Genomic DNA, 22,078 nt, shown 5'->3' with positions numbered 1-22,078 from the left:
CTCAGCCGTCCCGAAGTGCGGCGCCGGCAGCGAGCGGCGCGAGCGGCAGGGCGCCGGCGAGCAGGGCGCCGAGGAAGAGCAGGAAGGGCCGCGGGGAGGTGTCGGACGCCCCGGCCTCGATCGCGCCGGCGGCGAAGATCACGACGGGGACGGCGAGCGGCAGGACCAGCAGGGGGAGGAGTGCGCCGCCGCGGCGCGCGCCGAGGGTCAGGGCCGCGCCGACGGTGCCCAGGAGCGAAAGGACCGCGGAGGCGAGCGCGAGGGCGAGGATCGCGGTGGGCCAGGCCTCGGTCGGAAGGTTCAGGAAGGCGGCGGCCACGGGTGTCGCGAGGAGGAGGGGTACGCCGGTCAGCAGCCAGTGGGCGGCGGCCTTCGCGGCGGCGATCAGCGGTGGCGAGACGCCGGAGAGGAGGAGGAGATCGAGGGAGCCGTCCTCGGCCTCCGCGCCGAAGAGGCGGTCGAGCGGGAGGATGGCGGCCAGCAGCGCGGAGGCGACGAGGGCGCCGGGGGCAAGGCGCGCGAGGGCTTCCGGCGCGGGACCGATGCCGAAGGGAAAGAGGGCGCAGACGATCACGAAGAACAGGACGGCCGCGAGGGCGTCGGAGGGGTGGCGCAGGGCCAGCCGCAGTTCGCGGAGGAGGATCGCGGTCACAGGGTGGCGGTCCGCGCATCCGGCAAGGGCAGGTCGAGGTGGGTGGCCGCGATGATGATCCCACCGCGGGCGCGGTGGGTGGCGAAGGCCTCGCCGAGGCGGGCGACGGAGGCAGTGTCGAGGCCGAGCGTGGGTTCATCGAGCAGCCAGAGGGGGCTTCGCCGAGGACAAGGCGGGCGAGGGCGAGGCGGCGGCGCTGGCCGGCGGAGAGGACGCGGCAGGGCAGGTCCGAGAGCGCCGTCAGGCCCATGGCGGCCAGGGCGGTTACGGGGTCGCCGCCGTGGAGGCGGGACCAGAAGGCCAGGTCCTCGCGCGGCGTCAGGGCGGGCTTGATCGCGTCGGCGCTGCCGAGCCAACGGGTGCGCGCGGCGTGGGCGGTGCGGTCGGCGGCGATCTCCTCGCCGTCCCAGGTAACCGTGCCGGATTCGGGGCGAAGCAGTCCGGCGAGGAGTCGGAGGAGTGTGGTCTTGCCCGCGCCGTTCGCGCCGAGAAGCAGCAGCGCCTCGCCCGGCGCGGCGTCGAGCGAAAGGTCGGCGAAGACGATGCGCCCGCCGCGCCGCGCGGCCAGGTCCCGAGCGGACAGCACGGCAGCCCCCTATCGCGGCCAGGGGTCATGGAGGGGGGTCCCTCCCCTGGACCGGCTGCCTTCCGGCATGCTTCAAGCCGCCTCATCTGACAAGTCGAACAGATTCAGGCGCGAAGAGGGGTCATTCCGCAGATGAGCGAGACGGAAACGAAGGCCGTGGGCGCGAAGACGGGCCAGGACACCCTCAAGGTCCGCCGCACGCTGTCGGTGGACGGAAAGACCTACCACTACTTCTCGATCCCCGAGGCGGCGAAGGCGCTGGGCACCGACCTGACGCGGCTGCCGACCTCCCTCAAGGTTCTGCTGGAGAACGTCCTGCGCTGCGAGAACGGGCGGTCCTACAAGGTCTCCGACGCCCAGGCGGTCGCAGACTGGCTGAAGGAAGGCCGTTCCGAGCAGGAGGTGCCGTTCCGCCCCGCGCGGATCGTCATGCAGGACTTCACGGGCGTGCCGGCGGTGGTGGACCTCGCGGCGATGCGTGACGGGATGCTGAAGCTCAGCGGCGACCCGCAGAAGGTGAATCCGCTGGTGCCGGTGGACCTCGTGATCGACCATTCCGTCATGGTGGACTTCTCCGGCACGGCGGACGCGCTGCGCCGGAACGTCGAGATCGAGTACGAGCGGAACGGCGAGCGCTACGAGTTCCTCCGCTGGGGCCAGGGCGCCTTCGCGAACTTCCGCGTTGTGCCGCCCGGCACGGGCATCATCCACCAGGTGAACTTGGAATACCTGTCCCAGGTCGTCTGGACCGACGTGGATGCGGGCGACACCATCGCCTATCCGGATTCCTGCTACGGCACGGACTCCCACACCACGATGGTGAACGGGATGGGCGTACTGGGCTGGGGCGTCGGCGGGATCGAGGCGGAGGCCGCGATGCTCGGCCAGCCCATCGCCATGCTGATCCCGGACGTCATCGGGTTCCGGCTGACGGGCAAGCTGCGGGAAGGTGTGACGGCGACGGACCTCGTGCTGACGGTCACGCAGATGCTGCGCAAGAAGGGCGTTGTCGGCAAGTTCGTGGAGTTCTACGGCGCGGGGCTCGACGACCTGCCGCTCGCGGACCGCGCGACGATCGGGAACATGGCGCCGGAATACGGTGCGACCGTCGGGTTCTTCCCAGTCGACGAGATCGCGCTGGGCTACCTGCGCTTGTCCGGGCGTGAGGAGCACCGCATCAACCTCGTGCGCGAATACTGGAAGGCGCAGGGGATGTGGCGTGACGCGTCCACGCCGGACCCGGTCTTCACGGATACGCTGGAGCTGGACCTCTCCACCGTGCAGCCCTCCCTCGCAGGGCCGAAGCGGCCGCAGGACCGGGTGGACCTGACGAACGTTGCCGGGTCCTTCGAGAAGGAGGTGGCCGGTGGGCTGGCGCTGGAGGGCGCGCCGGCGCTCGGGCACAGGGTGCCGGTAGCCGGCACGAACTACGAGATCCAGCACGGCGACGTGGTGATCGCGGCGATCACGTCGTGCACCAACACCTCCAACCCCTACGTGCTGATGGCGGCTGGGCTGGTCGCGAAGAAGGCGAACGAGAAGGGGCTGCGCGTGAAGCCCTGGGTGAAGACGTCCCTCGCGCCGGGATCGCAGGTCGTGACGGATTACCTGAACGCATCGGGGCTGCAGCCGCACCTCGATGCGCTGGGCTTCCAGACCGTGGGCTATGGCTGCACGACCTGCATCGGCAATTCGGGTCCGCTGCCCGAGGCGATCGTGGACGCGATCGAGAATGACAAGCTGGTCGTCGCGTCGGTGCTGTCGGGCAACCGCAACTTCGAGGGGCGCGTGCACCCGAACGTGCGGGCGAACTACCTGGCCTCGCCGCCGCTCGTCGTGGCCTACGCGTTGGCGGGGACGGTTCGGAAGAACATCTCGACCGACCCGATCGGCGAGGGATCCGACGGCAAGCCCGTCTACCTGAAGGACATCTGGCCGACGCAGGCCGAGGTGAACGACGCCGTCGAGCGCTTCGTCACGCGGCAGGCCTTCCAGACGCGCTACGCCGACGTGTTCAAGGGCGACGACAACTGGCGCTCCATCCGCGTGGACACGGGCACGGACACCTACCGCTGGAACTCCGGGTCCACCTACGTGCAGAACCCGCCCTACTTCGAGGGGATGACGGGGACGCCGGAGCCGGTGACGTCCATCCGCGGGGCGCGCGTCCTCGCGAGGCTCGGGGATTCGATCACGACGGACCACATCTCGCCGGCCGGGTCGATCAAGAAGACTTCGCCGGCCGGTTCCTACCTCATGGAGCATCAGGTCCGGCCGAACGACTTCAACTCCTACGGCGCGCGGCGCGGGAACCATGAGATCATGATGCGCGGCACCTTCGCCAACATCCGCATCAAGAACGAGATGGTGCCGGGCATTGAGGGCGGGGTCACGCGGCACCAGCCCTCCGGCGACGTGCTGCCGATCTACGACGCGGCCATGCGCTACAAGGCGGAAGGCGTGCCGCTGGTGATCTTCGGTGGCAAGGAATACGGCACGGGCTCGTCGCGCGACTGGGCGGCGAAGGGGACGATGCTGCTCGGCGTGAAGGCGGTGGTCTGCGAGTCCTTCGAGCGCATCCACCGCTCCAACCTCGTCGGCATGGGCGTGCTCCCGCTGGTCTTCAAGCCGGGCGAGGACCGCAAGACCCTCGGCCTGACGGGCGAGGAAACGGTGGACATCCTCGGCCTCGAGAACCTGAAGCCGCGGATGCTGCTCGACCTCGTCATCACGCGTCCCGACGGGTCGCAGGTCACGACGCAGGTGCAGTGCCGCGTCGATACGCTGGACGAGGTCGAGTACTACAAGCAGGGCGGCATCCTGCACTACGTGCTCCGGGAAATGGCAGGGGTTCGCCAGGCAGCCTGACGGCAGGCGCTATCCATGGCGCAGTTGGACGCGCGGTGCGCGGTCCTCTGCGCCTGGGTATTCGACCTGGAGGGCGGCGGGGAGCCGCCCTTCGGCTTCCAGGTCCTCGACATCCTGCGCGGGGCGGGGAACGGGTATCTCGGCGCGGTGCTGCACGGGGCCGGGCCGGATGGCGGGATCTTCGTCGTCAACCGGGGAACGCGCTTCGACACGCGGTCGCCGGGGGCGCTGTTCGGCGGCCTGAAGGAGGACCTCGGCACGGCGGGGGCGATCCTGGCAGGGGCGGCCGCGATCCCCGCCTTGGATGCGGCGGTCGCGGCGGCGCTGGCGGTGCAGGCGCGCTGGCCGAATGCCGGGGCGCTCCGGTTCACCGGGCAATCCCTCGGCGGCGGGCTGGCGCAGTTGCAGGGGGCGGCCTGCCTTGCGGCGCGGGCGCGGAATGCGGCGCTGCCCGACATCCGCGTCGTAACCTTTGGGGCGATGGACGTGTCGCGCACGCTCCGGCGGCGCTTGTCGGCGGAGCTGCAGGCGGCACTAGGGTCGCGGGCGGAGAACGCGGTGTCGGACCGCGACGGCTTGACCGGGCCGCGGGGCGTCCTCGGAACGTCCGCGGTGGGGGAGCAGCGGGTCGTCCGGGACATGGACGGGCCGCGGCCCGGCGGAGCATTCGCCTTTCATCGGGCACGCGCCTGGGTGAACCACTGCGAGGGCCTGCCAGTTGATGCGCCGGAACGGCCGCACCCCCGGGACTGGGCCGGGTGGGACGCCCTCCGCCGACGTGGCTGGCTGCCGCCAGGATGGCCGGCGGAGCGCGACTGAACGGCGAAGGGCGAGGCCGCCTACATGGGCGGAAGGGTCGGCAGCACCACGATGAAGAAGGTGGCGCGCCAGGGCAGGTCCATCAGGCCGCGCAGGACGCCCGAGAGGGTCAGGGGGGGAAGCTGAACGCTTCGCATGGCACGCACGGTCGTATTCCTCGATCAGGCCGAGCGGATAGCATCGCGCCACCGCGGCGCGCGGGGGTAGTTAACGTTCGGCCATGCGGATGCTTCGCTCTCGTCGCGCTCGACGGGCCGCATGGGGGACGGTTGGAGGAGCGGGGCGTTCCAAGGCGGCTCCATCGAAGCACCGAGTGGCAGGCGGGGCGAACGCGTAGGATGGCGGGATGTGATGACGGGCATCGGGCGTCTCCGTTCCTGGTCAGCGTCCCGATTTTCGTGACGCTTCACGAATGGACGGTTACCGGCAACCGTGAGCCGCGCCGGCGCGTTCCGCGCCCGAACCGGCCGAGACCGTCCCCCTCCGCATGACCCGCGCTGCATTGGTGCTGAACGAGCGCGCCGGCACTCTCCTGAGCCGTCCCGAACTCGTGCAACTCGTCGAGGAGGAGCTGCGCGCGGCGGGCTTCGACCTGCTGGTGATCCGCGCCGGAGACGTGGAAGGGACCGGCATCTCCGCGCGGATCGAGGCGGCGATCGAGAGCGGGGCGCCGGTCGTCATCGTCGGCGGCGGTGACGGGACCATCCGGGCGGTCGGCGCGCAGCTTGCCGGCACGGGCCGGACGCTCGGGGTGATCCCGGTCGGTACGCTGAACCTGCTGGCGCGCGACCTGCGTCTGCCGCTGGAGCCGCTGGAGGCGGCGCAGGCGCTGGGGCGCGCGACGACGCGGGCCATCGACGTCGGCATGCTCAACGGCGAGGCCTTCCTGTGCCAGTCCGTCATCGGTGCGCCGAACGCGATCGCTCGCTTCCGGGAACAGTACCGGCACCAGCGCACCTGGCGCGCGCTGCTGCGCGTCGTCTTCGCCTTCGTGCGGGCGATGCGGCGGAAGCGGCCGTACCGGCTGACGGTCATGGCACCGGGCTGGCGTCGGCCCTGGCGGCTGTGGACCCGGGCGCTGTCGGTCGTGAACAACGAGTACGACGAGGCGCCGGGGGCGATGTTCCGACGCGTGACGCTGGATGGCGGGCGCCTGACGCTGCACGTGCCGCGGCGCTTCACGATGGTCTGGTCGGTCCGGATGCTGCTGCGCATGGCGCTCGGCGCCTGGAAGCGCGATGCGGACGTCGCGATCCTGTCGGAGCCCGGCTTCGTCATCCTCTCGCGGCGGCCGCACCTGCGGGTGATGAATGACGGCGAGGTCGCGGTGCTGGACACGCCGCTGCGCTACGAGGTGCGGCCGCGCGCGCTGAACGTGCTGGTGCCGAGGCCGGAGGATGCGGCGGCGTGAGGCGGCTGGACCACATCTCCGACCTGCATTTCTGCCGCGTCGATCAGGGGGCGGTGGACTCGCTGCTGGCGCGGCTGAACGGGGATCCGGCCGACCTCGTCGTCGTGTCGGGGGACCTGACCATGCGGGCGCGTCGGCGGGAATACGCGGCGGCGCGGGCCTTCCTGGACGCGCTGCGCGCGCCCTGGGTCGCGGTGCCAGGCAACCACGACATCACGGCCTATTATCCTTGGGAACGGTTTCTCGATCCCTTCGGACGCTGGGGCGAGTTCATCGCCGAGGATCCGGAGCCCGTCTGGCAGGACGGGGAGGTGCAGGTCATCGGGCTGAACACCGTGGCACGGGCGCATCTCAACACGCTGGACTGGCAGAATGGGCGGGTGCCGCGCGCCGGGCTGCTGCGCGTGCTGCGGCGCCTGCGGCGGCTGCCGGAGGGGCCGTACCGGATCGTCGTGGCCCACCACCCGTTCCTGGCGCCGGAGGATGCGCCGACGACGCCGGTGCTGGAACGGGGGAGCGCGCGCTGCGTGACCTGGCGCGGGCGGGGGTGCGGCTGGTGCTCGCGGGGCACCTGCACCGGGGCTACGCGCGGACGCATGGGGTGGCAGCGGATGGCGGGGCGTCACTGACGGTGCTGCAGGCGGGCTCCGCAACCTCCACGCGGCTGCGGGGGGAGGCGAACGCCTACAACCGGATCGTCGTGGACGGACGCGGGGCGACGTGGACGACGCACCGGTGGGATGGGGCGGGGTGGGCGTGACCTCTCCCGCCGCTGGCGTCGGCGGGCTATCCTTGGTGCTGTGACCGACCTGCCTTACCCCACGGTTCGCGGGACGATCGTCGTCAGCGACCCGGAGATCCTGAGCGGCACGCCCGTCGTAAAGGGCACCCGGGTTCCTGCCGGAAACATCCTGGCCGAGATCCGGCACGGCACCTCCCGCTTCGACATCTTTCGGCATTACCCGTCGCTGCCAGTGGATGGGATCGATGCCGTGCTGGCCTGGGAGCGCGCCGGAAAGCCCCTTTGAGGGACCCTTTCCTTTTCGACGAGTGCCTTTCCCCGGACCTCGCCGCATTCGCCCATGCCCGGGGCAAAGCGGCGACGCACGTCAACTTCCCGGGCCTGTCCGGCACGCCGGATCACCGCCTGATGCGGGTCATCCGAGACGGCGGATACGTCTTCGTCACCAGCACCGCGCGCGATTTCCTTCGCCTCTACGCGCAGGAGAATATCCATGACGGGCTCGTCATCGTGGTGCCCGGAGATTTGCGGGTAGACGAGCAGGCCCGCTACTTCGGCGGAGTGCTGGCGGCCCTTGAGCCCCTGGACGACTTGACCACCAAGCTGGTCGAGGTGTTTTCGCACGGCGCCATCGTTATTCGTGGCTGGCCCGCGTCGTAGGACCGCTCGTCAGGCACGCCTCCCTCCCGCCAGGTCCACGCCACGGGAAGTGCGGCGAAGCCCATGAGTGCGGCGGCCAGGAAGACGCCGGCGCCTGACCCGGCGTAGAGCGGCCCCGCGGCGAGGGTGCCGAGCGCGATGGAGGCCGTGCCGCCCAGGGCGGCGTGGAGGCTCTGCATCGACAGCGCCTCGCCGGGCGGGGCATGGGCGGCGATCCAGCGCATGGCCGCGAGGTGCTGGGCGCCGAAGGTCACGGCGTGCAGCGCCTGGAGCGCCAAGAGGGCCGCGAGGTCCGTGGTGGCGGCGGTGCCGGTCCAGCGAAGGATGACGGCGCCCACCGCGAGCAGGGTCAGGGCACGCGGGGACCAGCCGGCGAAGAGGCGGCCGGCCCAGAAGAAGAGCGCGACCTCGACGAGCACCGCCTCGGCCCAGAGCAGGCCGATGCTGTCGGCGGAATGGCCGGCGCGGAGCCAGTGGATGCTGCCGAAACCGTAATAGGCGGCGTGGCTGCCCTGGATGAGGGCGCTGAGGACTACGAGGCGGGTGAAGCCGGGGACGCGGAACAGGTGCAGGGCGAAGACGCCGCCGCGGGCGGCCGGGGCTGGTCCGGCGGCGCGCGGGAGCCACCAGGCCGCGACGACGACCGCGAGGTAGGAGCCGGCGAGGAGGGGCGGGACCGCCTCGGTCCCGGCGCGCGTGGCGAGCCATCCGGTGGCGAGGGCTGCGAGGATGAAGGCGGCGGACCCCGCGGCGCGGACGCGGCCGTAGTCCAGCCGTTCCCGTTGTGCCGCGGCGACCCAGAGGGCCTCGGCCAGCGGGACGATCGGGGCGATGGCGAGGGAGAAGGCCGCCATGAGGATCAGGAGGGCCAGGAAGCCGTCGGCGGCGAGGTAGAGCAGCGCGGCGAGGGCGGCCGCCAGGCCGCAGGGGATCAGGAGGAGCCGGCCGTCGCCAAGCCGGTCCGCGGCGCGGCCGAGCGGCGGGCCGGCGAGGAAACGGATGACGGAGCCGGCGAACAGCACCACCGCGACCTCCCCCGCCGTGAGGCCGCGGGAGGCCAGGAAGGGCGGCACGAAGGGCATGGCGACGCCCACCCCGAGGAAGACGGCGGCGAGCAGCCCGGCGTGGCGGAGCGCGGTCCTGGGCGGCTGGGTGGTGCTGTCCATGCGGGCGGCGCCACCCTCCCCCTCCTCCATCGGCTTGCCAATCCCCCGAAGCCCCGCCACACGTCGGCGCAGATGAGCGACATGTTCCCCGCGCGGGTGAAGGCGGTCCTCGGCCCGACCAACACCGGCAAGACCCACCTCGCGATCACGCGGATGCTGGCGCATTCCAGCGGGATCATCGGCTTCCCGCTGCGCCTACTGGCGCGCGAGAACTACGACCGCATGGTCGCCGCGAAGGGCGAGAAGAATGTCGCCCTGCTCACGGGCGAGGAGAAGATCGTCCCGCCGGAGGCCAAGTGGTTCGCCTGCACCGTCGAGGCCATGCCGCTGGACCGGCGCGTGGAGTTCGTCGCGGTGGACGAGATCCAGCTTTGCGCCGATCCCGACCGCGGCCACGTCTTCACGGACCGGCTACTGCATGCGCGGGGGCTGGTCGAGACGATGTTCCTCGGCGCGGAGACGATCCGGCCGCTGCTGCAACGTCTCGTTCCGCAGGCGGAGGTCGAGGGCCGTCCGCGGCTTTCGCAACTGACCTATGCGGGGCCTGCGAAGCTGACGCGGTTGCCGCCGCGCTCGGCCGTCGTCGCGTTCAGCGCGGGCGAAGTCTATGCGATCGCGGAGGCCATCCGGCGGCGGCGCGGCGGATGCGCCGTGGTCATGGGGCGGCTGTCGCCGCGGACCCGGAACGCGCAGGTCGCGCTGTACCAGAACCGGGAAGTGGACTTCCTCGTGGCCACCGACGCGATCGGGATGGGCCTGAACATGGACGTGGACCACGTGGCCTTCGCGTCCCTCAACAAGTTCGACGGGCATCGGCCCCGGCCGCTGACGCCGCAGGAGGCCGCGCAGATCGCGGGGCGCGCGGGGCGCGGGATGCGGGACGGGACCTTCGGCGTGACCGCGGACTGCCCGCCGCTGGCCGACGACTTCGTGCAGAAGATCGAGGGGCACCAGTTCGAGCCGCTGACGACGCTGGCCTGGCGGAACTCGGCGCTGGATTTCGCGAGCATCGACGCGCTGCTGGCGTCGCTCTCGCAGCCGCCGCCCTTCCAGGGGCTGGCGCGTGGCAACGACGCGACGGACTACGTGACGCTGGAGGCGCTCTCGCGCGAGCAGGAGATCCGCAACCTGTCGGACCACCGGCGGCGGGTGCAGATGCTGTGGGATGCCTGCCAGGTCCCCGACTACCGTAAACTGGCGGATGACAGCCATATCCGCTTCTGCGCGCGGGTGTTCACGGCGCTGGCGAAGCACGGAACGCTGGAAACCGACTGGCCGCGGTCCGCGCTGGCGGCGCTCGACAACACGGAGGGCGACCTCGACACGCTGATGCAGCGCCTCGCGGGCATCCGCACCTGGACCTACGTGGCGTCGCGGGCCGACTGGCTGCGTGATGCGGCGGAGGTGCAGGAGATGGCGCGGGCCGCGGAGGACCGCGTCTCCGACGCGCTGCACGAGACGCTAACGACGCGCTTCGTGGATCGGCGCTCGGCACACCTGATCCGCAAGCTGGACGAGGACGGGGACAACCTCCTCTCGGCCGTCGCGCGGAACGGGGAGGTGGTCGTGGAGGGCCATCCCGTCGGCCATGTGCGCGGCTTCGTCTTCGAGCCGGCGGCCGATGCCGGCGAGAAGGAGGAGCGGGAGGTGATGCTCCGCGCCGCCCGTCGCGCGCTGCGGGAGGAGATGCCGCGCCGCGTCGCGCTGCTCGAGGCCTCGCCGGACGAGGGCTTCGCGATGACTCGCCTCCAGCGCATCACCTGGAAGTTCGGGGAGCACGAGCCGGCCGAAGTGGCGAAGCTCAAGCCCGGCGAGAAGCCGGAGAAGCCGGTGATCGAACCGCTGGACTCGGAGTTCCTCGACGGCGCGCAGAAGGAGCGGATCCGGGCACGGCTGGTGGCGTGGCTGGACGCCGTCGTCGCCCGTGACTTCGCGCCGCTGATCGAGGCGGAGAAGAAGGCGGAGGAGGATGCGAGCCTCCGGGGCCACGTGTTCCGTCTGCGCGAGTATCTCGGCCTGCTGCCGGGCGGGACGGAGCGGGAGATCAACCAGGAGATCCGCGGGAAGCTGAAGGCGATCGGCGTGCGCGCCGGGCGGTTCGCGCTGTACCTGCCGGAGATGCTGAAGCCGCGGCCCATGGCGCTGCGGGCGCAGCTTTGGGCGATCCGAGCGAACCAGGCGGTGCCTGAGTTGCCGGGGGCGGGCTGGTGTCCATCCAGCCGCCGCGGGACTGGCCGCGGCTTCGCCGGGACGATGGGCTGGGTGCCGGCCGGGCCGCTGATGGTGCGGCTGGACGTGGCGGAGCGCATCGCGGGCGAACTGGGCCACATGGCGCGGCGCGGGCCGGCGGCGCTGCCGCCGGACATCGCCTCGCGCCTCGGGGCGAAGGCGGACACGCTGGCGGCGGTGCTGGGGACGCTCGGCTTCCGGCTGGTGCCGCAGGAACCGCTGCCGGAGGGCTTCCTCGGGCCGGCGACGCCGCAACTCGTCGCGGCCCGGCGGGACGAGCCGCGGGTGCCGCGGCCGGACGGGCAGCGGCGCGGGGAACGGCGGCCGGATCGTCGGCCGGGGCAGCAGCGCGCGGCGGAAGCGCCGGCCACCGGGGATGCCGCGCCGGCCGAGGGTGCGACGGCCCCGGCGGAGGGTGCGGCGCCCGATCGGCCACGGCGCGAGGGCGACCGCCCCCGGCGCGACGACCGCCGGCCGCGGGATCGGAGCGCCCAGGGCGATCGGCCGCAAGGCGACCGTGCCCCGGCCGAGCGTGCCCCAGGCGACCGTACCCCGGGCGACCGTATGCCCGGAGATCGGCCGCACGGGGAGCGGGGACAGCAGGCCGGCGCGCCGCGTGGCGAGGGCGACCGTCGTGGGCCGCGCGGGCCCGGCGGGCCGCCGCGTGACGGGGACCGGCCCCGCGACGGGCGCGGCGGGCCCCCGCGGGGCAACCGGGGCGGGCCGGAGCTCGGGCCGGCGCGTCCGGTCTTCGCGCCGCGGGACCGGGGCCCCGATCCCGACAGCCCCTTCGCGGTGCTCGCGAAGCTGAAGCTCGGGAAGCCGTCCTGACGGCTGCGCGTCCATGAGCGGTGCCGGGACCGGGACGGAGGACCGGGACTGGCAACGCCTGGACAAGTGGCTGTGGTGCGCGCGCCTGCGGAAGACGCGCGCGGATTGCGCGCGGATGGTCGAGGCCGGGGCGGTGCGGGTGAACCGGCAGCCGGTCGACAAGCCGCATTACCGGCTGCGACCGGGCGACGTGCTGACGCTCGCGCTGGGCGATGCTGAACGCGGCGTGGTGCGGGTCTGGCGCGTGGCGTCGCTGGCGGCTCGGCGCGGGCCACCGGCAGAGGCGCAGAGTCTCTACGAGGACCTGGATGCCGCGGCGTCCTGAGCGCCGGAACGCGTCCCTGCCGCGCGGCCGGACGACTTGTGCACCGCACCACTTCGGGCCATGTCTGCCGCATACCTGACAGCGTGACCGGAACCCGCCCGCCGTGACCTACGTCGTCACCGAGAACTGCATCAAGTGCAAGTACATGGACTGCGTCGAGGTCTGTCCGGTGGACTGCTTCTACGTCGGCGCCAACATGCTGGTGATCCACCCAGACGAATGCATCGACTGCGGCGTGTGCGAGCCGGAGTGCCCGGCCGAGGCCATCGTGCCGGACTCCGACCCGAAGGCGGCGGAGTGGGTGGAGATCAACCGGAACTACTCGACGTCCTGGCCAAACATCACCCGCAAGGGGGAGGCGCCGGAGGACGCGAAGGAGTGGGACGGGAAGCCGGACAAGGCGAAGCTCTTCGACCCCGCGCCGGGGTGAGGCCGTTCCGGTTGCCGTGCTGAACTCCGGCGGTACCGGAGGCGTTCGGGCCGGATGGTCGGGACGCGTGACGGAATCGGCGATTCGTGATAGGGTAATGATGGAACGCTAGTCTCGGACGGGAAGGGCGGCGGGATACGCCGTTTCGGACCCCCGGCCGGGCGCAGGGTGCCGCCTCCGCGGTGCCGCGGCGTCCCCCTCGCGCGGAGAACCGCATGCCGAAGTCAGCCGGCGCCCCGGCCAGCAAGAAGACCCCCGCCAGCAAGGCGGCACCGAAGGGGAAGGCCAAGGCCGTGCCGGAGAAGTCCAGGGCGACCGCCAAGGGCAAGGCGATCGCGCCGGCCCGCAAGGCGGCGCCGGTGAGCAAGCCCCCGCGAAAGCCGCCGTGCCCGCGACCGCGAAGCCGGCCGCGAAGGCCGCGCCCGCGCGGCCCGCGTCGAAGGTCGCCCCGCCCCCGTCGCAGCCGGTCAGGCCGCCGTCCAAGGTGCCCGAGGCGAAGCCCGCGCCCCAGCCCGCGGCGAAGAAGGAAACCCCGAAGGTTACAAGTCCCCTCCCCGCACCGAAGCCGCCCGAAAAGGCGACGCCGGCGCCGAAGCCCACCTCTGCGGTGCCCAACCCGCCCGCGCCTAACCCTGTCGCGCCCAGCCCGGTCGCCAAGGCTGCCGACGCCGTGAAGCCCGACGCTCCCAAGCCCGACGCGCCGAGCGCTGCCGCCGCCGCGCCGGCGCCCCAGGCGGCGCCGGCAAACCGGCCGAAGCCCGCGGCACCCGAGGCGGCGCGTCCTGGCCTGGCGGAAGCGCAGGCGGCCGCGCCGCAGCCGCCGCCCGCGCCATCCGTCATCCAGGGGCCGATCCGCCCTGCCCCGCCGCCGAAGCCGACCGGCAACCCGGGCAAGGACTTCAAGGCGGGCGACGACGTGGTCTATCCGACCCACGGCGTCGGCCACGTCGTGGGGATCGAGGAGATCCCGATCGCCGGCCATGTCCTCAAGGTGATCGTCATCACCTTTGAGGAGAATCGGATGACGCTGAAGGTCCCGATGGCGAAGGCCGCGTCGTCGGGGCTGCGGAAGCTCGCGTCCGAGAAGGTGATGACGGAGGCGATGGACACGCTGCGCGGCCGCGCGCGGATCAAGCGCACGATGTGGTCGCGCCGGGCGCAGGAGTACGAGCAGAAGATCAATTCCGGCGACCCGATCGCCATCGCCCAGGTCGTGCGCGACCTGCACCGCAACGCGGGGCAGCCGGACCAGTCCTTCTCCGAACGCCAGATCTATGAACTGGCGCTGGAGCGGCTGTCGGCGGAGGTCGCGGCCATCGACAAGACGGACAAGGCGACGGCGCAGGCCAAGCTCATTACGACGCTCGGCAAGGCCGATCCGAAAGAGGCGAAGATCGAGGAGTAAGGCGGGGGAGCTTCCCCCCCGCCTCAGCTTCCCAGGACGCCGCTGGTGCGGGGCTGCTCCGGTGCTCGTGCCGGCGGCGCCGGACGCGGGCCGCCTGCCGGTGCCCCGAGGGTGTTGCCTCCGCTCGGCGGCGGCGCGGGGCGGGCGGCACCCACCGGCGCGCCGAGGTAGTTTCCGCCGCGAGGCGGCGGCCCCACCGGGGCAGGCTGCGGATCCCGCCGACGGTCATAGACGTCACGGGAGCGCCGGTCTTCGTTGCGGCGATCTTCGTTGCGCCGGTCTTCGTAGCGTCGTTCGTCGTAGCGGCGGTCATAGGCGCGTGCGTCGTAGCCACGCCGATCGTAGTAGGGCGGCGGTGCGTAGCGCGCCCCGCCATAGGCGCGCCCCGGCGCGTAGTAGGCGGGCGGCGGCGGACGATAGCCATATCCGGGCGCAACGTAGCCCGGCGCGACGTAGTCGCCGGTGACGTAGCCCGGAGAGACGTATTCTGGCGCCACCGAGCCGGGCGCCCCGTACTCCGGGGCCGCGTAGCCCGGCGCGGCGTAGGTCGGCGCGGCCGCGTAGGGCTCCGCCGCCACGCAGCCGCCTAGGAGGAAAAGGGGAAGGAGTGCGCGCATCTGACCTCTCCGGTAGTGAACGCTTGGCGGGACCATTCGTCAGGCCTGAGGCACCATAACGTCCGAAAGACGACGCGGGCGATGTCCTGCGAGAAAGACGGGTTTCGCGCGGGCAAGCCGGTCGAGGCTTGCCGCTCCGGACGGACTCCGGCGACAGGGTGGTGCCCCTTGCCCCTCCGGGCCGTACGGTACAGCGGTAGGTGGCGGGCTGAGCAGCAGCTACGGGTTCCTCGATCGGGGCGTTGAAAGCCTCCTGTTCCCGGCCCGCGAGAGGTCCCAGGCACGCGTCCCTGGGCTGGCCCAGCGGCTGCGAGTATCGCGCTCGCGCGCATGAAACACCCCGGGGGATCGCTCCCCCGGGGTCTTCCAACTCGCCCGGCCGCGCCGGCCGATCAGTCGGACGACACGTCAGTCGGAGGACTGGCGGACGCCCATGAACTGAAGCAGCAGCTGGAACAGGTTGACGAAGTTCAGGTAGAGGCCGAGCGCGTCGAAGACGGAACGCTTGGCGGCCTCGTCCGAACCCTCGGCGTAGGCGTACTCGACGTAGTCGTTCTTGATGCGCTGCGTGTCGAAGGCGGTCAGGCCGACGAAGACCACGACGCCGATGACCGAGATCGCGAAGTGCAGCGCGGAGGACTGGATGAAGACGTTCACCAGCCCGGCGATGAGGATGCCGATCAGCCCCATCATCAGGAACGAACCCATCCGCGTCAGGTCGGCCTTCGTCGTGTAGCCGTAGATCGAGACGGCCGCGAACATGCCGGCGGTGACGAAGAAGGTCGAGGCGATGGAGGCGCCCACGTAGACCGCGAAGATGTTCGCCATGGAGGCGCCCATCGCGACCGCGAAGAGCCAGAACAGCGCCTGCGTCGCGCCCTTGCTCAGCCGGTTGATGCCGAAGGACAGCACCAGCACGAAGGCGAGCGGGGCGAACATCGCGACGAAGCCGAGGATCGTCGGCTGGGTCGCGAGGCCACGCGGGGTGCGCACGACGGTGTAGAACAGCTCGCCCAGGCCGGTGTTCGCGATCACGTAGGCGGTGATCGCGGTCAGCAGCAGGCCGGACGCCATCCAGTTGTAGACGCGCAGCATGTAGGCGCGCAGGCCGGCATCCAGCGTCGCGGCATCCACCGACGACGCGGTGCGGCCCAGCGGGTTGGTCCAGGCCGAAAGGTTCGGCTGGAACCGGTTGTCGGGACCAAGGGCCATGTGGCTCAGAACTCCTCCCCCAAGGGGTCGCGGCGGGACCGAGGGGCCCCTTCCGATGACCGGTATATGGAGAAACTGTAATCCCTATCAAGAGGGCTCAAGCGGCACCCGGGATCCAGTAGCCATGATGTGGCGCAGCCGCCTCGTCCTCCAGGCAGGGACCGATGACCTCGGGCGGCGCATGGGCGGTTTCCAGCACCCCGCGGCAGGTCAGGGACAGGCCGGCCGTATGGGGCTGGGCGTTCCGCAGGTGCAGGATGGCGGCGTTCGAAAGGCCATACACCAGCCGTCCCAGGCCCGTGTAGAAGATCGCGGCGGAGCACATCGCGCATGGCTCGCCGGACGAATAGATCGTGGCCTGCGCCAACGTCCCGCGCGAGATACCGGCGCGGATCGCGGCGCCGCAGGCGTTCATCTCGGAGTGCGCAAGGGTTCCGTCGCCGCTGGCGCCCTGGGTAGACCCGGCCTCGACGAGGACGGCGCCATCGGCATCGGCGATGACGGCGGCAAACGGGCGGTCACCGCGGGCGCGGGCCTCGCCCGCGAGGGCGATGGCGCGGCGGAGCAAGGCGGCGTCCCGGTCGGTGAGCGAATCGGCCATGAAGGTGATCGTAGCCCAGGCGACCTGGCCCCTGCCCCCCCCCCCCGATCGGGGCTGGTCAGGCGTCCCAGCGCGCGGGGTGGGTTCCGAGCGGGACGGCATGGCGGTCCCAGCCGGCGGGGATACCGTCCAGGGTGGCCGCGTGGCGGACGGCGGTGAGGCGGCCGAAGCCACTGTCGGTGGTTTCGAGGTAGGGGGCGGGGTCGGGCTTCGGAACGGCGAAGCCCTCCTCGACGCGGCCGAGCCCACGGATCCAGTGGGCCGTGCGGGCCAGCGAGACCTCGACGTGCCAGGACCCACCCTCCTCCGCGCGTCGCAGCAGGGCGGCCATCGCGCCGAGGGCCAGGAGGTAGCCGGAGCCGTGGTCGAGCCCCTGGACGGGGAAGGGCTTCGGCTCGCCGGACGTGCCGGCGGCGACGCCCTCCGCGTGGTTGAAGCCCGTCGCGGTCTGGGTCAGCGAATCGAAGCCGCGGCGACCGGACCAGGGGCCGGCCGAGCCGTAGGCCGAGAGGGAGACGCAGACGATGCCGGGGCGCAGCGCGGCCAGGTCCTCCGGCCCGAAGCCGCGGGCGGCGAGGGCGCCGGGGCGATAAGCCTGCAGGAACACGTCGGCACCGCGGATCAGGTCGCGCAGCGTGTCCCGGCCCGCCTCGTCGCGCAGGTCGAGGGCGGCGGAGCGCTTGCCCCTCCCGGTGTCGGCGACGAGGGTCGGGATGGAAGGCAGGTGCGGGCCGCTGATCAGGAGCACGTCAGCCCCGTGGGCGGCGAGGGTGCGGCCGGCGACGGGGCCGGCGACGATGCGGGTCAGGTCCAGGACCCGGACGCCGGAGAGGGGGCGGCGCGCCTCGCCGCGGAAGCCCTCGGGCGGGGCATCGCCGGTCCGGCGGATATGGACCAGCGGGAGGGAGGCGACGGCGGTGGATTGGGGGTGGGCGTCCCACTCGGCGAAGTTGCGCATGCGGGAACAGGGCAGGCCAGTCGCCGCGGCTGCCTCGTCGAAGGCGGAAGCGTCCCAGGCCTCGAACGCGCGCGTGACGGAGGCACGGTCGTAATCCGCGCCGAGGAGGCGGAGGAACCCGTCGCGGTGGTGCGGGAAGTTCGTGTGGATGCGGACCACCCCGCCGTCGCGGCAGCGGTAGGCACCGGCGAGCGCGTCCCAGGCCTCGCCCATCGGGGCGCCGTCCACGCGGAGGTGCCCTTCGCTGGCGAATTCCACGGCGGCGTGGCGGGTGTCGAGGGTGACGGCGGCGGCGCGGCCGGTGCGGCGGCGCAGGACTTCGGAGGCGGCGAGGGCGGCGCCGGCAATGCTGCCGGCCGCGGCTTCGGCGAGCCGGAAGGAGGAGGGGAGGACGTGCGCCGGGCCGGCGATCAAGGCGCGGCCGGCCAACCCTCGGTCCAGGCCCACCCCGTCCAGCAGGTCGGCGAGGATGGCGGGATCGGTCATGCGGTCCAGCGCAGCACGGCCGCGGCGCGGGCCGCAACGCGCCCGAGACGCATGGCGGTCAGGCGAAGGAGGAGGGGCGGGGCAGGGCGCCGCCCGGCTGGGGCGCCGGGACGGCGGGGGTGCCCTGCCCCCGTCACTCGTTCCAGCAGCGGCGCGGCTTTGGCCCGCAGCGCGAGCGCGGTGCCCGCGTAGCCCATGGCGAGCGTCAGCAGCACGCAGAGGATGATCGTCAGCGCGAGGGTTCCGGGCAGGAAGGTCCAGTCGGCGCGCATGACGTAGCGCGTCACGCCCCAGGACGCGGCGGCGCCGACGATGCTGGCGACGATCCCCGCCACGAGGCCGAGGAGGCCGAACTCGACGAGCCAGGCGCGGCGGATCTGGGCCCGCGTCGCGCCGAGGGTCTTCAGGACGACGGCGTCGCGGATGCGGCGGCGCTGGCCCGCGGCGACGGCACCGGCCAGCACCAGCAGGCCGGAGAGCAGCGTCACGGATGCGGTGGAGCCGAGCGCGGTGCCGAGCCGCGTCAGCACGGTGGCGAGCGCGTCCAGCGCGTCGCGGACGCGGATGCCCGTGACGTTCGGGAAGGCGTCGGTGATGGCGCGCAGCACGCCCGCGTCGCGCGCCGGGTCGTTCCCGGCGACGCGCAGTGGCGATGTGCGTATGGGGCGCGGCGGAGAGCAAGCCGGGCGAGGCGAGGAGGGTGAAGTTGATGCCGAGGCTGCGCCATTCCACGTCGCGGAGGTTGGCGATGCGCAGGTCGATGTCGCGGCCCAGCACGTTGACGGTGATGGTGGATCCGATGCCAGCGTTCCAGCCGCGGGCGAGGTTGGCGTCGAGGGAGACCAGTGGCGGGCCGTCGTAGTTCGGCGGCCACCACTGGCCCGCGACGATGCGCGTGTTCTCGGGCATCGCGTCGGCGTAGGTGAGGCCGCGGTCGCCGCGGAGGGCCCAACGGGTCTCCTCCGTCGCCTGCACCTGCTCGGCAGGAACGCCGTTCACCGCGACGATCCTGGCGCGGAGGGAGGGGACGCGGCGGATGTCGCCGGCGCCGGGCTGCGCGCGGGCCAGGGCGTCGAACTCCGCGACCTGATCGGACTGGATGTCCACGAAGTAGAAGGACGGGGCGGCGCTGGGCAGGCTGTCGCTGATCTGCTGGCGCAGATTGCCCTCGATCAGCGCGATCGCGGCGAGGGTGGAGAGGCCGATGCCGAGCGAGACGAGCATGAGCGGCGTCGGCGCGCCGGGGCGGTGCAGGTTGGCAAGTCCGAGGCGGAGCGAGGGGCGGCGCATCGCGGGGATGCGGCGCGCGATCGCCATCAAGGCCCAAGCTGCGCCGCGGAAGAGGGCAAGGGTGGCAAGGGCGGCGGCGCAGAAGGAAAGCGCGAAGAGCGGGCGCTCGGCAGTGAGGACCACGAGCGCGACGAGGGCGGCGACGGCGGCGGCGTTGGCTGCCAGGAGCGCCAGGCGCGGCCGGCCGCGCGCGGGCTGGACGGCGTCGCGGAAGAGGGCGGCGCCCGGGATTTCCCGCGCGCGGCCGAGGGGCCAGAGCGCGAAGGCGAGCGCGGCGAGGAGGCCGTAGAGCGCGGCGGTGCCGAGCGGCACGGGGTAGAAGCCGAGGCGCGGGGGGACGGGCAGCGCGTCCGCCAGAAGTAGGCGGCGGCCCAGGTCAGGCCGTAGCCCGCGACGAGGCCGATCGCGATGCCCGCCAGCGCGAGGACCATCACCTGGATGAGGTAGGTCGCGAAGATCGCGCCGGCCGGGGCGCCGAGGCAGCGCAGCGTCGCGATGGTTCGCGCGCGCTGATCGAGCCAGGAACGGACGCCCGTCGCGACGCCGATGCCGCCGACCAGAAGTGCCGTGAGGCCCGCGAGAGTCAGGAAGGACGCGGCCTGGTCGAGGAAGCGGTTCACGCCGGGCTGGCCTTGCGAGGACAGGCGGATGCGCCAGCCGCCATCCGCGAAGGGCTGGGCGCGGAGGTCGCGCGCGAAGGCGGCGGCGTCGGTGCCGGGCGGCAAGGTGACGCGCGTCTCGTAGTTCACGAGGGAGCCGGGCTGGACCAGGGCGGTCGCGGCCAGGGCCGAGGCGGGTATGATGGCGCGGGAGCCGAAGAGGGCGGCGCCCGCGGCCTTGTCGGGCTCCGACGCGATGGCGCCGCGGTAGGCGAAGCGGCCCTCGCCGATCCGGACGACGTCGCCGGGGGTGAGGCCGAGGCGGCTGGCGGTGACAGGTTCCAGCGCGACGGGCGGAAGGCCGTTGGCGCCCCCACCGAAGGGGCCGGGCGGGTCGAGGACGAGTTCGCCGATGAGCGGGTAGGCCGCGTCCACGGCACGGAGTTCAACGAGGGTGCGGTCGCCGGAGGGGGCGACGGCCATGGCACGCATGGAGACGAGGTCGCTCGTCCGCGCGCCGCGGGCGCGCAGCCATTCATGCGCGGGCTCGCCGATGTCGCGCTGGGAGGTCGCGATGGCCATGTCGCCGCCGAGCAGCCGGGCGCCGTCGGCGGTCAGCCCGGCTTCCGTCGCCGCGCGTAGCGTGCCGACGGCGGCGATGGCGGCGACGCCGAGGGCAAGGCAGGCGAGGACGATGCGCAGCCCCTTCACGCCGCCGCGCAGCTCCCGCCGCGCGAGGCGCCAGCCGATGGCGAGGTGGCTCATGCAGCCACCAGCGCCGAATCTGCGACGATGAGGCCGTCGCCGACGCGCACCTGGCGCTCGCACCGCTCGGCCAGCGCGGGGTCGTGGGTGATGAGGAGAAGCGTGGTGCCGAAGCGCGCGCGCATCTCGAAGAGCAGGTCCATGACCTTATCGCCGGTCGCGCGGTCGAGGTTGCCGGTGGGCTCGTCGGCAAGGAGGAGCTTGGGCTCGGCGACGAAGGCGCGGGCGAGGGCCACGCGCTGCTGCTCGCCACCGGAAAGTTGCCCGGGGTAGTGGCGCAGACGGTGGGCGAGGCCGACGGAGCGGAGCGCGGCCTCCGCACGCTCGAAGGCGTCGGCGCGGCCGGCGAACTCCAGCGGGATCGCGACGTTCTCGAGCGCGGTCATGGTGGGGACGAGGTGGAAGGACTGGAAGACGATGCCCAGGTTGTCGCGGCGGAACCGCGCGAGGGCGTCCTCATCCATCGCGGCGAGTTCCTCGCCGGCGACGCGCAGCGTGCCGCCGGTCGCGCGCTCCAGGCCCGCGAGCAGCATCAGCAGCGTCGTCTTGCCGGAGCCGGAGGGACCGACGATGCCGACGGCCTCGCCGCGGCCGATGGAGAGGTCCACGCCGCGCAGGATGTTGACCTCACCCCCCGCCCCCACCACCCTGAAGGACAGGTTGCGCGCCTCGATCAGGGGCGCGCCATCCGTGGCGCCCCGCCCCGCGGGCCCCGTGGGTGGAACATGGTTCAGGGAATCCGGCATGGCCGCGATATCGGGACGGCGCGCGGCGTTGCACAGGGGCGCGGTCGGTATCGCTCTGTTTCTTGGCGCAACGAGTGTCCAGGCTCAGGGAGTGGCGCAGGCGCCCGCGGGGCGTCCGTTGCGACTGCTGATGCTGGGCGACAGCATCACGGCGGGCTACGGACTTCCGGGTCCCGATGCGCTGCCCGTGCGGCTGCAGGAGGCGCTGCGGGCGCGCGGGCGCAACGTGACGGTCATCAATGCCGGGGTGTCCGGCGACACGACGGCGGGCGGGCGGGCGCGGCTCGACTGGTCGCTGGCCGAGCGGCCGGATGCGGTGATCGTGGCGCTCGGCGGCAACGACGTGCTGCGGGCGATCGAGCCGCGGGCGACGCGGGCGAACCTCGCCTCCATCCTCGACCGGTTGCAGCAGCGCGGGCTGCCGGTGCTGCTGGCGGGCATGCTCTCCCCGCCGAATCTCGGGCGCGACTACGCGCGGGAACTGGACGCGGTGTTCCGCGACCTCGGGACGCGGGAGGGCGTGGTGTTCTACCCGTTCCTGCTGGATGGGGTGGCAGGTGATGCGGCGCTGAACCAGCCGGACCGCATTCACCCGAATCCGCAGGGCGTCGCGGTCATGGTGCAGCGGATGCTGCCGGCGGTGGAGACGCTGCTCGATCGCGTGCGGGTCGCGTGAGGAC

At 72.6% G+C, this 22,078-nt stretch carries 21 protein-coding genes and 1 pseudogene; 12 read left to right on the top strand and 10 right to left on the bottom strand.

Translation table 11 applies throughout. From position 1 onward, the window contains the following. Position 1 precedes the first annotated feature (1 nt). Positions 2–652: a heme exporter protein CcmB gene (ccmB, locus tag ACE7GA_RS16355; RefSeq protein ID WP_376088572.1), complete on the bottom strand. Its 651-nt coding sequence runs from the start codon at positions 650–652 to the stop codon at positions 2–4. Then, positions 649–1,238, bottom strand: a pseudogene (gene ccmA, locus ACE7GA_RS16350) (heme ABC exporter ATP-binding protein CcmA). Before ccmA ends, ccmB begins: the two are co-directional and overlap by 4 nt. A gap of 132 nt (positions 1,239–1,370) precedes the next feature. Between ccmA and acnA the strand changes: the two are divergent. From acnA to ACE7GA_RS16315, 7 genes are all read left to right on the top strand, one after another. Next, a complete protein-coding gene (gene acnA, locus ACE7GA_RS16345) occupies positions 1,371–4,106 on the top strand; it encodes an aconitate hydratase AcnA (protein WP_376088569.1) in 2,736 nt (911 codons plus the stop codon). A gap of 15 nt (positions 4,107–4,121) precedes the next feature. Next, entirely contained in the window at positions 4,122–4,925 is an 804-nt protein-coding gene (locus ACE7GA_RS16340; RefSeq protein ID WP_376088566.1) for a hypothetical protein, read from the top strand. Positions 4,926–5,412: 487 nt separating this feature from the next. Next, positions 5,413–6,336, top strand: coding sequence for a diacylglycerol/lipid kinase family protein (locus tag ACE7GA_RS16335; protein ID WP_376088563.1), 924 nt, complete (start codon positions 5,413–5,415; stop codon positions 6,334–6,336). After that, a complete protein-coding gene (locus ACE7GA_RS16330) occupies positions 6,333–6,965 on the top strand; it encodes a metallophosphoesterase family protein (protein ID WP_376088560.1) in 633 nt (210 codons plus the stop codon). Before ACE7GA_RS16335 ends, ACE7GA_RS16330 begins: the two co-directional genes overlap by 4 nt. A gap of 2 nt (positions 6,966–6,967) precedes the next feature. Then, positions 6,968–7,096 (top strand): hypothetical protein, encoded by a 129-nt coding sequence (locus ACE7GA_RS16325; protein ID WP_376088557.1) that lies wholly within the window; start codon positions 6,968–6,970, stop codon positions 7,094–7,096. A 40-nt stretch (positions 7,097–7,136) separates the two neighbouring features. After that, positions 7,137–7,364 carry a DUF433 domain-containing protein gene (locus ACE7GA_RS16320; protein WP_376088554.1) on the top strand — a complete coding sequence of 76 codons (228 nt, stop codon included), beginning with the start codon at positions 7,137–7,139 and terminating at the stop codon, positions 7,362–7,364. Then, positions 7,361–7,738 carry a DUF5615 family PIN-like protein gene (locus tag ACE7GA_RS16315; protein ID WP_376088551.1) on the top strand — a complete coding sequence of 126 codons (378 nt, stop codon included), beginning with the start codon at positions 7,361–7,363 and terminating at the stop codon, positions 7,736–7,738. The genes ACE7GA_RS16320 and ACE7GA_RS16315 overlap by 4 nt, the downstream gene beginning before the upstream one ends. On the opposite strand, the gene ACE7GA_RS16310 is transcribed toward ACE7GA_RS16315, so the two are convergent. Further along, complete coding sequence (locus ACE7GA_RS16310) at positions 7,627–8,904, bottom strand: MFS transporter (RefSeq protein WP_376088548.1); 1,278 nt, start codon at positions 8,902–8,904, stop codon at positions 7,627–7,629. The genes ACE7GA_RS16315 and ACE7GA_RS16310 overlap by 112 nt on opposite strands. A 72-nt stretch (positions 8,905–8,976) precedes the next feature. Here ACE7GA_RS16310 and ACE7GA_RS16305 point away from each other — a divergent pair, with 72 nt between their 5' ends. The 4 genes from ACE7GA_RS16305 (at position 8,977) to ACE7GA_RS16290 (ending at position 14,124) form a co-directional block, all read left to right on the top strand. Then, positions 8,977–11,964 carry a helicase-related protein gene (locus tag ACE7GA_RS16305; RefSeq protein WP_376088545.1) on the top strand — a complete coding sequence of 996 codons (2,988 nt, stop codon included), beginning with the start codon at positions 8,977–8,979 and terminating at the stop codon, positions 11,962–11,964. Positions 11,965–11,977: 13 nt separating this feature from the next. Further along, on the top strand, positions 11,978–12,289 hold the full coding sequence (locus tag ACE7GA_RS16300; RefSeq protein ID WP_376088542.1) for an RNA-binding S4 domain-containing protein: 312 nt from the start codon (positions 11,978–11,980) through the stop codon (positions 12,287–12,289). 103 nt (positions 12,290–12,392) lie between these two features. After that, on the top strand, positions 12,393–12,719 hold the full coding sequence (fdxA, locus tag ACE7GA_RS16295; RefSeq protein WP_376088539.1) for a ferredoxin FdxA: 327 nt from the start codon (positions 12,393–12,395) through the stop codon (positions 12,717–12,719). 670 nt (positions 12,720–13,389) lie between these two features. Beyond that, complete coding sequence (locus ACE7GA_RS16290; protein WP_376088536.1) at positions 13,390–14,124, top strand: CarD family transcriptional regulator; 735 nt, start codon at positions 13,390–13,392, stop codon at positions 14,122–14,124. Between the two features lie 23 nt (positions 14,125–14,147). Here the strand turns inward: ACE7GA_RS16290 and ACE7GA_RS16285 are convergent, their stop codons facing one another. From ACE7GA_RS16285 to ACE7GA_RS16255, 7 genes are all read right to left on the bottom strand, one after another. Then, a complete protein-coding gene (locus tag ACE7GA_RS16285) occupies positions 14,148–14,741 on the bottom strand; it encodes a hypothetical protein (protein ID WP_376088533.1) in 594 nt (197 codons plus the stop codon). A gap of 408 nt (positions 14,742–15,149) precedes the next feature. Continuing rightward, positions 15,150–15,953: a Bax inhibitor-1/YccA family protein gene (locus tag ACE7GA_RS16280; RefSeq protein ID WP_376088530.1), complete on the bottom strand. Its 804-nt coding sequence runs from the start codon at positions 15,951–15,953 to the stop codon at positions 15,150–15,152. A gap of 97 nt (positions 15,954–16,050) precedes the next feature. After that, positions 16,051–16,554 carry a nucleoside deaminase gene (locus ACE7GA_RS16275; protein WP_376088527.1) on the bottom strand — a complete coding sequence of 168 codons (504 nt, stop codon included), beginning with the start codon at positions 16,552–16,554 and terminating at the stop codon, positions 16,051–16,053. A 58-nt stretch (positions 16,555–16,612) separates the two neighbouring features. Then, entirely contained in the window at positions 16,613–17,998 is a 1,386-nt protein-coding gene (locus ACE7GA_RS16270) for a CoA transferase (RefSeq protein WP_376088524.1), read from the bottom strand. After that, positions 17,995–18,606 (bottom strand): FtsX-like permease family protein, encoded by a 612-nt coding sequence (locus ACE7GA_RS16265; RefSeq protein WP_376088521.1) that lies wholly within the window; start codon positions 18,604–18,606, stop codon positions 17,995–17,997. The genes ACE7GA_RS16270 and ACE7GA_RS16265 overlap by 4 nt, the downstream gene beginning before the upstream one ends. A 708-nt stretch (positions 18,607–19,314) precedes the next feature. Then, complete coding sequence (locus ACE7GA_RS16260) at positions 19,315–20,652, bottom strand: ABC transporter permease (RefSeq protein WP_376088518.1); 1,338 nt, start codon at positions 20,650–20,652, stop codon at positions 19,315–19,317. Beyond that, on the bottom strand, positions 20,649–21,398 hold the full coding sequence (locus ACE7GA_RS16255) for an ABC transporter ATP-binding protein (protein WP_376088515.1): 750 nt from the start codon (positions 21,396–21,398) through the stop codon (positions 20,649–20,651). Before ACE7GA_RS16255 ends, ACE7GA_RS16260 begins: the two co-directional genes overlap by 4 nt. A 91-nt stretch (positions 21,399–21,489) precedes the next feature. On the opposite strand from ACE7GA_RS16255, the gene ACE7GA_RS16250 reads away from it, so the two are divergent. Further along, a complete protein-coding gene (locus ACE7GA_RS16250; protein WP_376088512.1) occupies positions 21,490–22,074 on the top strand; it encodes an arylesterase in 585 nt (194 codons plus the stop codon). The last annotated feature ends 4 nt before the right edge of the window (positions 22,075–22,078 follow it).

The sequence above is a fragment of the Roseomonas sp. CCTCC AB2023176 genome, assembly GCF_042259275.1.
Taxonomy (GTDB): domain Bacteria; phylum Pseudomonadota; class Alphaproteobacteria; order Acetobacterales; family Acetobacteraceae; genus Roseomonas.
Note: the sequence above shows the minus strand (reverse complement) of the source record. Positions and strands in the feature narration are given on the sequence as shown.

Bases quoted from the DNA above. Each gene is read 5' to 3' on its own strand.
- acnA (WP_376088569.1), top strand. From the start codon at position 1,371: ATGAGCGAGACGGAAACGAAGGCCGTGGGCGCGAAGACGGGCCAGGAC.
- ACE7GA_RS16340 (WP_376088566.1), top strand. From the start codon at position 4,122: ATGGCGCAGTTGGACGCGCGGTGCGCGGTCCTCTGCGCCTGGGTATTC.
- ACE7GA_RS16335 (WP_376088563.1), top strand. From the start codon at position 5,413: ATGACCCGCGCTGCATTGGTGCTGAACGAGCGCGCCGGCACTCTCCTG.
- ACE7GA_RS16310 (WP_376088548.1), bottom strand. From the start codon at position 8,904: ATGGACAGCACCACCCAGCCGCCCAGGACCGCGCTCCGCCACGCCGGG.
- ACE7GA_RS16305 (WP_376088545.1), top strand. From the start codon at position 8,977: ATGAGCGACATGTTCCCCGCGCGGGTGAAGGCGGTCCTCGGCCCGACC.
- ACE7GA_RS16300 (WP_376088542.1), top strand. From the start codon at position 11,978: ATGAGCGGTGCCGGGACCGGGACGGAGGACCGGGACTGGCAACGCCTG.
- ACE7GA_RS16285 (WP_376088533.1), bottom strand. From the start codon at position 14,741: ATGCGCGCACTCCTTCCCCTTTTCCTCCTAGGCGGCTGCGTGGCGGCG.
- ACE7GA_RS16280 (WP_376088530.1), bottom strand. From the start codon at position 15,953: ATGGCCCTTGGTCCCGACAACCGGTTCCAGCCGAACCTTTCGGCCTGG.
- ACE7GA_RS16275 (WP_376088527.1), bottom strand. From the start codon at position 16,554: ATGGCCGATTCGCTCACCGACCGGGACGCCGCCTTGCTCCGCCGCGCC.
- ACE7GA_RS16270 (WP_376088524.1), bottom strand. From the start codon at position 17,998: ATGACCGATCCCGCCATCCTCGCCGACCTGCTGGACGGGGTGGGCCTG.
- ACE7GA_RS16260 (WP_376088518.1), bottom strand. From the start codon at position 20,652: ATGAGCCACCTCGCCATCGGCTGGCGCCTCGCGCGGCGGGAGCTGCGC.
- ACE7GA_RS16255 (WP_376088515.1), bottom strand. From the start codon at position 21,398: ATGCCGGATTCCCTGAACCATGTTCCACCCACGGGGCCCGCGGGGCGG.